Origin of the sequence: Gilliamella sp. Nev5-1, from assembly GCF_001690895.1 — a bacterium.
Lineage (GTDB): Bacteria > Pseudomonadota > Gammaproteobacteria > Enterobacterales > Orbaceae > Gilliamella > Gilliamella apicola_C.
The window spans coordinates 1-10,213 of the sequence record NZ_LZHO01000012.1 but is presented as its reverse complement, the minus strand read 5'-3'; the positions used below and the strand labels follow the sequence as shown (position 1 = coordinate 10,213).

Annotated in this window: 20 protein-coding genes; 12 read left to right on the top strand and 8 right to left on the bottom strand. The window is 34.8% G+C overall.

Annotated elements, in window-relative coordinates; genetic code table 11:
- From A9G41_RS02365 to A9G41_RS02330, 8 genes are all read right to left on the bottom strand, one after another.
- On the bottom strand, positions 1–229 hold a 229-nt coding region (locus tag A9G41_RS02365), incomplete at its 3' end, for a DUF3310 domain-containing protein (protein ID WP_143425393.1).
- A complete protein-coding gene (locus A9G41_RS02360) occupies positions 222–428 on the bottom strand; it encodes a hypothetical protein (RefSeq protein WP_065582609.1) in 207 nt (68 codons plus the stop codon). The genes A9G41_RS02360 and A9G41_RS02365, both read right to left, overlap by 8 nt.
- Positions 429–430: 2 nt before the next feature.
- A complete protein-coding gene (locus A9G41_RS02355; protein WP_075539288.1) occupies positions 431–619 on the bottom strand; it encodes a DUF1187 family protein in 189 nt (62 codons plus the stop codon).
- Positions 604–804, bottom strand: coding sequence for a hypothetical protein (locus tag A9G41_RS02350; RefSeq protein WP_075539287.1), 201 nt, complete (start codon positions 802–804; stop codon positions 604–606). Before A9G41_RS02350 ends, A9G41_RS02355 begins: the two co-directional genes overlap by 16 nt.
- A complete protein-coding gene (locus A9G41_RS02345; protein ID WP_075539159.1) occupies positions 788–2,197 on the bottom strand; it encodes a replicative DNA helicase in 1,410 nt (469 codons plus the stop codon). The genes A9G41_RS02350 and A9G41_RS02345 overlap by 17 nt, the downstream gene beginning before the upstream one ends.
- Complete coding sequence (locus A9G41_RS13800) at positions 2,194–2,910, bottom strand: replication protein (protein ID WP_065582605.1); 717 nt, start codon at positions 2,908–2,910, stop codon at positions 2,194–2,196. Before A9G41_RS13800 ends, A9G41_RS02345 begins: the two co-directional genes overlap by 4 nt.
- A complete protein-coding gene (locus A9G41_RS02335; protein ID WP_075539286.1) occupies positions 2,910–3,137 on the bottom strand; it encodes a helix-turn-helix domain-containing protein in 228 nt (75 codons plus the stop codon). The genes A9G41_RS13800 and A9G41_RS02335 overlap by 1 nt, the downstream gene beginning before the upstream one ends.
- Entirely contained in the window at positions 3,134–3,364 is a 231-nt protein-coding gene (locus tag A9G41_RS02330) for a transcriptional regulator (RefSeq protein ID WP_065583508.1), read from the bottom strand. The genes A9G41_RS02335 and A9G41_RS02330 overlap by 4 nt, the downstream gene beginning before the upstream one ends.
- Before the next feature lie 115 nt (positions 3,365–3,479).
- On the opposite strand from A9G41_RS02330, the gene A9G41_RS02325 reads away from it, so the two are divergent.
- The 12 genes from A9G41_RS02325 to A9G41_RS02275 all read left to right on the top strand — a co-directional run bounded on the left by A9G41_RS02325 (position 3,480) and on the right by A9G41_RS02275 (position 10,137).
- Positions 3,480–4,169, top strand: coding sequence for an XRE family transcriptional regulator (locus A9G41_RS02325; RefSeq protein ID WP_065583509.1), 690 nt, complete (start codon positions 3,480–3,482; stop codon positions 4,167–4,169).
- 159 nt (positions 4,170–4,328) lie between these two features.
- Entirely contained in the window at positions 4,329–4,868 is a 540-nt protein-coding gene (locus A9G41_RS02320; RefSeq protein WP_075539285.1) for a hypothetical protein, read from the top strand.
- Positions 4,869–4,882: 14 nt separating this feature from the next.
- The gene (locus A9G41_RS02315) at positions 4,883–5,629 is read left to right on the top strand and encodes a DUF1828 domain-containing protein (protein WP_179854670.1); all 747 of its coding nucleotides are present in this window, start codon (positions 4,883–4,885) and stop codon (positions 5,627–5,629) included.
- Positions 5,630–6,089: 460 nt separating this feature from the next.
- The gene (locus A9G41_RS02310; RefSeq protein ID WP_141675281.1) at positions 6,090–6,374 is read left to right on the top strand and encodes a hypothetical protein; all 285 of its coding nucleotides are present in this window, start codon (positions 6,090–6,092) and stop codon (positions 6,372–6,374) included.
- Positions 6,375–6,445: 71 nt separating this feature from the next.
- Positions 6,446–7,087: a DUF3560 domain-containing protein gene (locus tag A9G41_RS02305; protein ID WP_075539283.1), complete on the top strand. Its 642-nt coding sequence runs from the start codon at positions 6,446–6,448 to the stop codon at positions 7,085–7,087.
- 73 nt (positions 7,088–7,160) lie between these two features.
- Positions 7,161–7,454 carry a hypothetical protein gene (locus A9G41_RS02300; protein ID WP_075539282.1) on the top strand — a complete coding sequence of 98 codons (294 nt, stop codon included), beginning with the start codon at positions 7,161–7,163 and terminating at the stop codon, positions 7,452–7,454.
- 336 nt (positions 7,455–7,790) lie between these two features.
- Entirely contained in the window at positions 7,791–8,090 is a 300-nt protein-coding gene (locus A9G41_RS02290) for a hypothetical protein (protein WP_075539280.1), read from the top strand.
- The gene (locus A9G41_RS02285; RefSeq protein WP_075539279.1) at positions 8,090–8,485 is read left to right on the top strand and encodes a hypothetical protein; all 396 of its coding nucleotides are present in this window, start codon (positions 8,090–8,092) and stop codon (positions 8,483–8,485) included. The genes A9G41_RS02290 and A9G41_RS02285 overlap by 1 nt, the downstream gene beginning before the upstream one ends.
- Positions 8,486–8,662, top strand: coding sequence for a hypothetical protein (locus tag A9G41_RS14170; RefSeq protein ID WP_179854611.1), 177 nt, complete (start codon positions 8,486–8,488; stop codon positions 8,660–8,662). It begins immediately after the preceding gene.
- 5 nt (positions 8,663–8,667) lie between these two features.
- Positions 8,668–8,829 carry a hypothetical protein gene (locus tag A9G41_RS14165; protein ID WP_176700457.1) on the top strand — a complete coding sequence of 54 codons (162 nt, stop codon included), beginning with the start codon at positions 8,668–8,670 and terminating at the stop codon, positions 8,827–8,829.
- Positions 8,816–9,454, top strand: a complete 639-nt coding sequence (locus tag A9G41_RS02280) for a Rad52/Rad22 family DNA repair protein (protein ID WP_065582597.1) — start codon at positions 8,816–8,818, stop codon at positions 9,452–9,454. The genes A9G41_RS14165 and A9G41_RS02280 overlap by 14 nt, the downstream gene beginning before the upstream one ends.
- 2 nt (positions 9,455–9,456) lie before the next feature.
- Positions 9,457–10,137 carry a ribonuclease H-like domain-containing protein gene (locus tag A9G41_RS02275; RefSeq protein WP_065582596.1) on the top strand — a complete coding sequence of 227 codons (681 nt, stop codon included), beginning with the start codon at positions 9,457–9,459 and terminating at the stop codon, positions 10,135–10,137.
- Positions 10,138–10,213 lie beyond the last annotated feature (76 nt).

Sequence of the window (10,213 nt, the reverse complement as noted above, 5' to 3'; positions counted from 1 at the left end):
CGTCAACGCACAAACGCTTTTTATTTTCAAAAATCTTCTCGTACTCATTAGCCTTTGCAATGTCTTGCTCTAACGCATCTTTTTTGCCCGCTCTAATTCGATATTTCAAAATGTTGCCGAGACAAAAGCCCCTGAACTGCTCTACAGTCATGCTTCGAGCGATAATGTCGATAGATTCGATGCCTTCGATTATTTGATAGTGTTTTGGATTTTTTATGTTGTCACTCATCACCCGATCCCCCGTCTAATTCAGCCCGTGCTAGATATGCAATTAATGCAGAACTAATAAAATCAACATTTTGATTTAAAATTTTTTGTACAAACTCATTTTTTTTATAATCTTCGATCCCCTCAGGAATTGGAGTAATTAGATGTTTTTTAAATCTTTCTACTTCCTTTTCTAACTTTTGCTGTGTTAATTTAGTCATCCTTAAACCCTCACGCACTCAAAGTTATCAAGCCGAATTAGCTCTTTTACTTTCCACCCAAAAGAATTCTTTTTACCGTTTGATAGCTTTTTAATACATTGTTCGACTGCTAATTCTTCATTAGTAAAATGCGTCCAATTTATCGGTTGGTGTCCGTCTTTTATGATTGTTGCTGTTATTTTGTAAGCCATTTTTGTATCAACTCCCGTAATTTAATTTTGTCTTCTTCTGAATATTTTTTAACTCGTTCTGCTAGTTCAAATTTTATTTTTGATTTATTCGCACCGCGTTTGCCCAATTCTGCAACATAGTCATACGCTATTTTGTCGAGCATGTGATTAATACCGAGTGGGCAGTGGTTAACCTGCTCGCGCATATTTACGCTCTTTTTTTGCCGGCTCTGGATTTGCTCTAGCCTGCGATTCCAGTTGATCTACGTTATAAATACGCCCATTGTTAATACCTGCAAAAACAGTAAAATTACCTGAGCCATGGCGATTTAAAGCAACGTTAATTTCCATCAAGTTTTTATCTGCGTTATCGTTGTAAACAGCATCACGATAAATACCCACCCAGTAGTCACAATCTTGCTCAATTTGCCCTGTGTCACGGCTATCACTTGGAATCGGTCGTTTATCAGCTCTGGATTCAAGATTACGGTTTAATTGAGTTAACATAACAACAACGCAATTAAGCTCCTTAGCCAATGCTTTAAGCCCTTTAGTTATTGCACCGTAAGCCAGATCATTACGAGTATCATCACCTGTTTTTTCCTTCTCCATCAGAGTTAGATAATCAACCATGATCATACCTATTTGTCCCTTTTCTCTGGCCATCCGTCGTGCTTCTGAGCGAACATGAGATAGTGTTATTGCTGGTGTATCGTCGATGTAGATATTGTCGCTATTTGTTAACTCGTTCAAATGATGCATAACACGCGCAAACTCTGAATCCGAACCTAAACCACCGTCATAGAAAATATTGCTATTTACCGCTGATTCTTGGGCTAAAATGTTTTCAAGCATTTGCTCATCTTGCATTTCTAACGAAAACATCAGTACAGGTAATTTCTCATTCATAGCGCAATGACGAGCCATGTTTATTTCAAAAGTGGTTTTACCCATTTTTGGACGAGCACCAACCACAAACAGCGAGCCTCTAACCAACCCTTTAGGTGCTAATTTCTCATCTAATGCTTTGATTCCAGTTGATAAACCACGTGCACTATCTGCGTTTTCTAATCGTTGTCCAAGGGTTTCTGTCCATTTATCAGCAATTGTTTTTAACGACTTAAGTCCAGTTGTTTTACCAGTTTTGTTATAGTCATCAATTTGCGTAAATAACGCGTGAATAGCTGATATTTTGTCGCTAGTAGATAAATTTGATTTCTCAAAAATCATAGCGCTACAGTCGTTTAATTTTTGCAATGTGTAGCGTTCAATTGCTTTGTCTCGAACAATTCCAGCATAAGCTGTAACGTTGATCATCGACGGCGTATTTTTGGATAATTCAGCCAGATAAGCTAAACCACCGCAATCTTTCAAAGTTCCTTTTGCTTCCATACTGTCTGACAAGGTAATCAGATCAATCGGGTAGTTTTTACGATTTAATTCAAGCATTTCAGCAAAAATAACTTGATGATGTCTGCTGTAGAATGATTCTGGCTTCAATGAATAGATTGCTTTTTGACAGCGATCTGATTGAAAATCTAACATCATTGAGCCAAGCACAGCTTGTTCAGCAACTAAGTCATGTGGGATCACGTTCATAGCGTACCCTCCTTGAATTTTGTATAAGTTTCATCCTTAACAATGTATTCAAATTTAGCCTCCCAGTTTCTCTGGTTTTCACCAAACATCCAAGCTGGTGCTCTTTCTACAAAATCATAAAAATAGTTAATCAAATCATTGATATTTAGTTTTTTGTTGTCTTTAAAAAATTTTTTAACTAGATTTTTTCGTGCAGTAGTCATTTTTTGAATCTGTGGCAATCTGTTTTCTACAGCATCGTTGTATGCATCCATGACCAAATCAAAATCAATATTATTTTCTTTTGTAATATTGTTTTTAATAGTGTCTTTTGTAGAGTGACATTTTTTGTCACTGGTGGTAGTAACATTTTTTGTCACTGGTTCTATGCATTTTTTGCTACCAGTATCATTTTTTGTACCTGCATTTTTTGATACTGGTTCTGATGGTTCCAGTACTAGTGAATATTCAGTAATTTCACCGTTGTTTTTAATTGCGTTGATCAAACCTAAATTTTTTAATTCAGATAGAGCAGCATAAATCGTGCGCTTGTCTTTTATTCCAAGATATTGCATAAATTGTGATACGCTAATCCTATCGCTTGTTTTACCCCATCCCGTTGTTTTACGAGTAATCAGCAAATAACAACGTAACGCATTAGCTGACATATCAGCCATTAGCTCATCAATAACAGCGTTTGGCACTTGAAATGAGTTTGATATGAATTTACTCATCAATTAACCCTCATAGAATATTCAGCATATTTCTTACCGTTTTCCGCTGTAACCATTCGCTTATCAATGTTAAATCCGTCCTGTTTTAAATCATAAATGCGCGCTCCAAGTCTAAAGCAACCGTATTGATTCAATGCTTGTAATGGATTAATGGTCTTACCGCTTTGCAAATGGTTTAATATTTTTGCGCATTGGCTGCGTGTGTTTTCGTCGTTTAATGTACTCATGCTCGACCTCTAATTACTGACCAGTTGACATCTGGACGGAGTTCTTCGCACGTTACCTGTCCATCTGTTAAAAACTCTATGTCTGGACAACGCTCAGCAGGAACAGCAACATACTGCCATCTAGAAACAGCCCAAGACGTTATACCAAAATGCTTAGCTAACCTTGATATTCCACCTCGCCCCTTTTCATTTCCTAAAATTTTAAATGCTCTTTGAATTGGTAACATTCAACCTCCAAACAACTTTAAGTAGTATTTTTATTAAAATGATACTACTTTAAATAGTGTTGCGCAAATTTTTTTTAACATTAAAATCTACTAAAAGTAGTAAAAGGAAAGAAACATGAACGAGACTATAAATAATAAATTCAAAGACAGACTGCATTCAGTAATGATCGAAAAAGGCTTGTGGATGGGTGACGTAAGCAAAGGGACAGGCATAAACTACGAAATGATTCGCAGATATGCGCAGGGTACTGCTATACCGAGAAACTCTAATTTAGATAAGATTTCTAAATTTTTGAACGTTGATAAAAGCTGGTTACTTTTTGGTACTGGAGATAGTAAAGCAAAAGAAACTATCACAAATAAAAATGAAAACTCATTCTACATTGAAGTATTAGATATTACTGCTAGTGCAGGTGCTGGTTATCTAAATTCGGATGTGATGGAAGTGATTAAATTAGTAGAATATGATTCAGAGCAAGCAAAAACATTATTTAAAGGAGTTAATGCAAATAATTTAAAAGTTATCAACGTTAGCGGGGATAGTATGCAAGGAACGTTTGAGAGTGGTGACGCAATATACGTCGATGTATCAAGAAGATCGTTTGAAGGCGACGGCATTTACGTATTTACTTTTGGACGTAATTTGTATGTCAAACGATTACAAGTAATTAAAAATATTATTCGGGTAAAATCCGACAATAAACTGTACGACTCGTGGGAAATACATGAAGATGAGTTTGATCAGCTATACATACACGGCAAAGTAATGCTAAGTCAATCAATGCTATTAAGAAAACACGGCTAACCGCTTCGGCGGTTATTAAAATGAAAAATAGATAAATGGAATAGGATGCTTATGGTTAAATCTGATAATGAATTATATTACCCGAAGAAAAATACTGATCAGCTCTATATGTACAGCAAAGTAACACTAAAATCAATGTTATTTAAAAAAGGTTGAACTATGGCTAAAAATGATAGCGTAAAGATATCTCAATTTGATATAGATTCAATAATAAAAGCAAAAAAATATATTGATTTTAATGGAGCATCATGGAATAAAAAATGTTTCAATGCAAAAGATCCCGCATGGCTAGTATTAAACTCAGCAGTACTAGACAATGATCAGCTAGCAATTCAAAATCTTCGAATTGAATTTACTTTTAAACCAGCTCTATGTGAAGGGTTAATTGATAAAATGTACTTTACTGCAATTTATAATTCTAGAAGAATTTTTGCAGTTGATCATGGACAAAGTTTAATCCATAAAAATAAATATTTTGATGTAATTCCGACACCACCTCCAATTGTTACGGGAACTCATTATCACATAAGACATGAAAAGTATAATTTTGAGACAGGATACCCTATTGAAAATATACCGAAAAAGGATGAAAATAACTTTAGTTATTTTTGTAATGAATTTATGATACGTTTTAATACTACAGCGATAGGAGTAATTCCTCATCCATACAATAAAGAAAATGAGGATAAGTTATTATGATCTGCAATACAATAATGAGCAAACTTGGATTCGAATGCAATCCAATTACAGATAACATCTCTTATATCAGTAGTCCATTCACATATGTTGATGATGGCGAAGTTATTGGTGCTTTTGTACAATGCATGACCAATAACACATTTAGAATTACTGACAATGCCAACGCAATTCTAAACATGGAAACAAAGGGAATTAATATTACAAATTCTCGTTTTAATTTTCTAAAATCAATACTACATCGAGAAGGTGTCACATTAAGCGAACAAGCAGAAATTGTTTGCCATGCAAACGAATCTAATCTTGTTGAAGCTATACAAAAAGTGATTCGTGGAGGCATTATAACAACTACATGTGGAGTTGATTGGTATACATCTTATCGTGATAAGTTTGAAGATTTCATTATAAATAAAATTAAAAAATGTAATCTTCCCCAAAAAGTTTTAATAAGAAAAAAAATTATTGGATTGAGTGGGCATGAGATTACTGTGCCAGTAACACTATTAGGTGAAAATAATAATAAAATATTATTTACATCAAATGCTAAAAATGATGGAAGTTGGCAGGATGCTTATAGTGTTTTGGGAAAACTAATGGATATAACTACATTTCAAAATAATATAGATATTAACTCAAAAATAGTTGTTGTTAATAGTGATAGTATAAAAGAAAAACTTTCGCAATTAACTTTATTATTTACAGAACAAGCTCAAGTTTACCCGTCACACCTAATAGATAAATGGCTTCCCAAATTAGCTGCCTAATAAATCAATAATAAAGCGATCTCGGTCGCTTTTTTCACACCTAAAACCCCCACAACTTTAAAACAATTCATTGATTAAAAAACAAGCAAACGAATAACAATAAACCAATTAAAAAACATAAACATACTACTTTAAGTAGTGTTTTATTAAAAATAAACACTACTTTTAGTTGCATTTTTAAACTACTTACAGTAGTATATACACATCAAAACAAACAAATCAACTTACCAAAGTTGAAGCTCTTTAAAAATTCGGAAAGTCGGGACAACTTATAAAGTGTTATTCAAGTAGACAGTGTGAAAGCAAAGCTCATCTTAGAACGAAATGCCTAGCTCCCTCTAAGCTGATGAAAAGATAGCACGGAGTAAGGGAGCGCATTACCTGCTGGGGTATGTACCAGCATTCAAATCAAAGCGCATTTAAACAAGTGCGCTTGAATTTGAAATAAGAAAGGAGATAGATGATGTTACATAGAGCTGTAGAAAATAGTTACGAAAATGCTTATTGCAACATGATAAACAATATCGAAATGCAAGACGATAAAGAAGCAGAAATCAAAGCTCAGTCAAACGAACTTTATGACAAGCTCAGCGATGATGATTATCTAGAAATTGAAGAAAAAATAATGAAAGTGTTTGGTTGGGATGATGTTGACACTGATTCAGTTCAAAAAGCATTAAAGCTCATATGTTATGAAAAAGCTGAATTCCATTTTAATGAAAAAAATAAAAAATCATTTTATTAAGCTAACGAATTTTAACAGCTCGGAAAGACGGGCTGCTGCTTTATTTAGAATTAACAAATAAGGATACTTTTATGAATACATATCACAAATATGCATCAAACGTATTTTTAGCAAAATGCACAGAAAAACACAATAAAGGCGATGTTATAGAAGTTACTACGAAATACGGGAAAGATAATGAAAGCATTGTTTATAATTTAGTATTCGAAAAAGACGGATTTTTTTATTATTCAATAATCCGTGCTGATGGTTTTAACGTACAGGAGAGAGCAAAAGCAAGGGCTAATAGATATACACAGTGGGCGAATTCTGCTATCGGTCAAAGCAGATATTTACAGCAAGAAGCAAATGAAGGTCAAGATTTTTTAGCATTAGGCGAACCGATCAAAACAGATCATTATAGCGGAAGACGACATCGTGCTCTAATTGAGCGAAATCATGAGCGAATGAGAAAATCATCGGAACTTAGAAAAAAAGCAGAACGACACGAAGAAAAAGCCGAATATTGGGCTAGTCGTGAAAATGATATCAATATATCAATGCCTGAATCACTTGAATTATATAAATATAAATTTGAAGAGACTGAAAAATTTCACGCAGACATGAAAAGCGGAAAAATTCCTCGCGCTCATATGTGTTCATTAGAGTATGCAAAAAAAGAAGCCAATAAATTTAAAAAACTTTACGAATTAGCTAATCAGTTATGGGGATAAATTCTGACAGCTCGGAAAGACGGGCATCTATATCCATTCGCCCTCTTTTGAGGGCTTTTTTAGGAGCTAATTAATGAATAATGTAAAACAATCTAGCGAGCGAACAAATAAATTAATAGATAACGCTGTAAAAAATCGTCAATCAGACGACGAGGATTACATTATAGATTATTTTGCTGGGTTGATTTTATCTGTCAAAGATGAACTCGGTATGGCTCAATCTACAAATGTAAAAAACGCAATAAAAAACGAAATAAAAATCCGCTCTAATTGTATGACAGCACTAGATAGCGCTGTAGTTTTTGCAAGAAGAATCATCTATTTTAATTTGGTTTTGAGTCTTAAAACGGCTTGGCGCTTGCCGTAAAGCGCTATTTTCTTTCATATGCTTGCCCGTGAATTGAGTAACGGGCTTTTTTATGAATTATCTGAATAGATTAATAATCTTGCGGAGATATCAATGATAATGATGATTACAGTAATACTGCTAGTCATAGTGCTAGCGTCAGCGGCTGATCAAGTTTTAGATGTGGTAGTTAATCTAGTCATGATTCTGTCGTTTGTTCTAGTGTCGATTGTAGTGTTAATTTTACTCATACCTACCTCAATAATCGAGGTAATGTGTTGGTTAACGAGACATTTTGTGATGAAAATTACGACAGCAACTAACGTAAATAGCAATACAAAAACTAAGGATTAAACAATGACAAGTCAAAAAATTATTGAAAAATTACAACAGCTAGACTGGTATGTTAAATGTGAAACTGAGCACGAAATAGCATTGGTGTTAAATGCATGTCTGGACGCGAATGTTTGCTGGGCTAGCGGAGAATTTGCACATCATTTCTCGGATGTTCTGTTACAGAAAACACCAATTTTTATTGGTCGAGACTCTGAATATGACGAGCACGGTTTGAGCTGGGATGATTGGGATTCATTTCTCAGTAATAAAAATTGTGAGGACATAACAAATTGGTTTTTCGAAGAATTGAGGAATGAATAATGGAAAAATTAACACCACAAAACAAACATGAAGAACACCTTGTTCAGGTTTTATTAGCAAAAATGCAGGGCGTGCCAGTTGAATATAAGCGCGGCGCTGATTGGTGCCGAGCAGTCCCTGATTCCGTATCATTGAATACAGAATACCGCATTGCACCTCAATCAACACCTTTACCAATTACGCGCAATATGTGGCGAAAAATTAGTAAAAAATGGAAATACGCGGCAATGGACAAAGATGGCGAAGTGTATTTTTACATTAATGAACCATATGCCGATAAATATGGTGGTTGCTGGAATGTTTCTAGCAATGAGTATTGTAGAAGCGTCTTATTTTTCAATATTGATGGAATTAATTGGCGTCTCTCGCTCACAGAACGACCAGAGGATGTCTAAATGAACAAAATACCGATTGATCGCGTCGGCTGTAATGTACATGAAACAGACCGATTTAACATTAATTACACACTAAATAAAGGCGAAAAAATATACGCCTTTTTTTGTACCCTAATTTTATCGTTCGGCGGATTATTTATGCTATTTCGCTGGATGTTACATATTGCTACGGAGTAATAATTATGACATGGGAAGAGGTTTATAGTTCGCTGTCAATTCAATCAAGAATGATCATTGATATAGCAGAAGCATATCGTGTTGATTTAACTGAATTAGCAAATTTACAAGTTCAAAAACAAGAGAGTAACACACATTTAAATGAGGTGATTCATGGAGTTAGCTAAATTAGACGCGCCTTTCCACCCTAAAGACATTGAGTGGAGAGTACAACAGTGCGGTATCTCTAATAACAAGCCATGGTGTATGGTTTTAGCGTATGTAACAAACAGAGCTATTCAGCAACGACTTGATGAAGTTTGCGGAAAAGAAAACTGGCAAAACGATTATCACCCTGCTCCAGACGGTGGGGTTATGTGTAGTATTAAAATCAAAATTAATGGTGAGTGGATAACGAAAAAAGATGGTGCAGAAAACACTCAGATAGAAGCTGTTAAAGGTGGCATATCTGGAGCGATGAAGCGCGCGGGCGTTCAGTGGGGAATAGGTAGATATCTTTATGATTTAGAAGAAGGTTTTGCTAAAGCTTCGCTAGAAAAGGTTGAAGGTTGGAATAGAACTCGAACAAAAGATAGTAAGTATATTTGGTGGGAGACTCCAACGCTGCCCGACTGGGCGTTACCGATTGAGTATATTTTATCACTATTCGAATGCGAGGCTATTAATTGCAAATCTATGGATGAATTAAAAACGATTTATACAAAATATTACAATCGCTGCGTTGTAATAGGTGCCGATGATCGGCTTAAGTCATTGAGTGATAAATATAAATATAAGCTAGAGAGTAAATAGCAATGAGGAAATTTAACATCTATTTTGATATAGAAACCATTCCGACACAATCTAAGCAGTTAAAAGCTCATATTCAGAATAATTTAACTCCACCTAGTAATTACAAGAAACAAGAGGCGATTGATGCGTGGATTGAAGAGCACAAAGATATTGTTTACCGAAAAACCGCTTTAAACGGCGGTTTTGGTCAAATTGTTTGTATTGGTTATGCAATCAATGATGAGAATGTGCGAGTAATTTATTTTGATGACTGGGCATCATCTGAAAAACAAATATTGCAATCATTTTTTAATGATTTAATTGAGCGTTATAGACCCAGTTCAGATATAACCCCGCATTTTATTGGGCATAATATCGAAAATTTCGATCTTCGATTTATTTATCAGCGCGCAATCGTTTTAGATGTTATACCTCCGGCATTTTTACCGCTAAATAACAAATCATATAACAATATGTACATATTTGATTCTATGACGGAGTGGGCAGGTAAACGTAATTATGCGTCATTAAATGAAGTTTGTTTGGCGCTTGGTATAGAGCCAAAATCCGATGATATCGATGGCTCAAAAGTCTGGGATTTGGTGCGAGAAGGGAAAATAAAACAGGTTGCAGATTATTGTGCTGCCGACGTTGAGAAAGTTAGATTAATACATAAGCGCATGACATTTCAGAATGCAAGTTAATTACAGCCGGCAAGGTTTAAGTGAGCGAAAAAGTATATGACGTTGATAAAACAAAACTGGAGCAAGAAAAATGGCA

Coding starts and splice junctions, on each gene's coding strand:
- A9G41_RS02360 (WP_065582609.1), bottom strand. CDS start 428: ATGACTAAATTAACACAGCAAAAGTTAGAAAAGGAAGTAGAAAGATTT.
- A9G41_RS02355 (WP_075539288.1), bottom strand. CDS start 619: ATGGCTTACAAAATAACAGCAACAATCATAAAAGACGGACACCAACCG.
- A9G41_RS02350 (WP_075539287.1), bottom strand. CDS start 804: ATGCGCGAGCAGGTTAACCACTGCCCACTCGGTATTAATCACATGCTC.
- A9G41_RS02345 (WP_075539159.1), bottom strand. CDS start 2,197: ATGAACGTGATCCCACATGACTTAGTTGCTGAACAAGCTGTGCTTGGC.
- A9G41_RS13800 (WP_065582605.1), bottom strand. CDS start 2,910: ATGAGTAAATTCATATCAAACTCATTTCAAGTGCCAAACGCTGTTATT.
- A9G41_RS02335 (WP_075539286.1), bottom strand. CDS start 3,137: ATGAGTACATTAAACGACGAAAACACACGCAGCCAATGCGCAAAAATA.
- A9G41_RS02330 (WP_065583508.1), bottom strand. CDS start 3,364: ATGTTACCAATTCAAAGAGCATTTAAAATTTTAGGAAATGAAAAGGGG.
- A9G41_RS02325 (WP_065583509.1), top strand. CDS start 3,480: ATGAACGAGACTATAAATAATAAATTCAAAGACAGACTGCATTCAGTA.
- A9G41_RS02320 (WP_075539285.1), top strand. CDS start 4,329: ATGGCTAAAAATGATAGCGTAAAGATATCTCAATTTGATATAGATTCA.
- A9G41_RS02315 (WP_179854670.1), top strand. CDS start 4,883: ATGAGCAAACTTGGATTCGAATGCAATCCAATTACAGATAACATCTCT.
- A9G41_RS02310 (WP_141675281.1), top strand. CDS start 6,090: ATGATGTTACATAGAGCTGTAGAAAATAGTTACGAAAATGCTTATTGC.
- A9G41_RS02305 (WP_075539283.1), top strand. CDS start 6,446: ATGAATACATATCACAAATATGCATCAAACGTATTTTTAGCAAAATGC.
- A9G41_RS02300 (WP_075539282.1), top strand. CDS start 7,161: ATGAATAATGTAAAACAATCTAGCGAGCGAACAAATAAATTAATAGAT.
- A9G41_RS02290 (WP_075539280.1), top strand. CDS start 7,791: ATGACAAGTCAAAAAATTATTGAAAAATTACAACAGCTAGACTGGTAT.
- A9G41_RS02285 (WP_075539279.1), top strand. CDS start 8,090: ATGGAAAAATTAACACCACAAAACAAACATGAAGAACACCTTGTTCAG.
- A9G41_RS14170 (WP_179854611.1), top strand. CDS start 8,486: ATGAACAAAATACCGATTGATCGCGTCGGCTGTAATGTACATGAAACA.
- A9G41_RS14165 (WP_176700457.1), top strand. CDS start 8,668: ATGACATGGGAAGAGGTTTATAGTTCGCTGTCAATTCAATCAAGAATG.
- A9G41_RS02280 (WP_065582597.1), top strand. CDS start 8,816: ATGGAGTTAGCTAAATTAGACGCGCCTTTCCACCCTAAAGACATTGAG.
- A9G41_RS02275 (WP_065582596.1), top strand. CDS start 9,457: ATGAGGAAATTTAACATCTATTTTGATATAGAAACCATTCCGACACAA.